At 43.9% G+C, this 976-nt stretch carries 2 protein-coding genes; both read left to right on the top strand.

The window, feature by feature from the left end; translation table 11 throughout:
* The coding region (gene tssI / locus R8N47_RS23865) for a type VI secretion system tip protein TssI/VgrG (RefSeq protein WP_318185932.1) at positions 1-763 on the top strand (763 nt) is incomplete at its 5' end.
* 13 nt (positions 764-776) lie between these two features.
* On the top strand, positions 777-976 hold a 200-nt coding region (locus tag R8N47_RS23860), incomplete at its 3' end, for a PAAR domain-containing protein (RefSeq protein WP_318185931.1).

The following is a 976-nucleotide window of genomic DNA, read 5'->3' as shown; positions in this document are numbered from 1 at the left end:
GGACTCTAAAACCATTTTAAGGCCGGCGGTGACTTACCCTAAACCGCAAATTAAAGGTCTTCAATCAGCCATTGTGACTGTTAAGAAAGACGGTGAGGTATACGTTGATAAACATGGCAGAATAAAAGTACAGTTCCATTGGGATCGTTTGGGTAAGTACGATGTCAATAGTTCGTGTTGGATTCGAGTTGCTCAAAGTGTTGCCGGAAATGGATGGGGTGCGGTGTTTCATCCTCGGGTAGGGCAAGAGGTTATCGTAGAGTTTGTGAATGGCGACCCAGATCAACCTATTGTCACGGGTGCGCTGTATAACGGGAGCCAGTTGCCCCCGTATTCTCTTCCAGAGAAAAGTTCTCAAAGCGGTTTTAAGTCCCGCTCAGTTCAAAAAGGAAACGCCAATTTCAACGAGCTACGCTTTGAAGATAAACCTGGCGAAGAACACATTTACCTTCACGCAGAAAAGTTGTTCCAAATGTTAGTCGAAGACTGCGTAGATATTGTGGTTGAGAACAATAAAGTTGAGAAAGTAACCAACGATGTCACTCAAGACGTTGGAAAAAATGCGATGTTAAAAGTGGGAGAAAACTATACCTCTGACACTGGAAAAGTGTTGTCCCTCAATGCAGGGAAAAGTATTGAAATTAAAGTCGGTGGAGCCTCAATTCAAATGTCGAGTTCTGGCGAAATCAACATTAAGGGCAACAAGATTTCTATCAATGGCTCTGTAATCGCATTGAAAGCAGGACAAATCTCTTTGAATTAAGAGGGAACTGAGAATGAGTAAACCAGCAGCAGTGATTGGAAGTTTTCACCTTTGTCCAAAGAAAACAGGCAAGATCCCTCATGTTGGAGGTCCTGTTGTTATGGGTTCTCCAAATGTAAAAATAGGAGGCATCCCTGCCGCGAGAAAAGGTGACAAACTCGTTTGTATCGGGCCGCCTGACAGCATATCTGCGGGGTCTTCTAGCGTTAAGAT

The organism is Vibrio sp. 2132-1, assembly GCF_033344315.1.
Note: the sequence above shows the minus strand (reverse complement) of the source record. Positions and strands in the feature narration are given on the sequence as shown.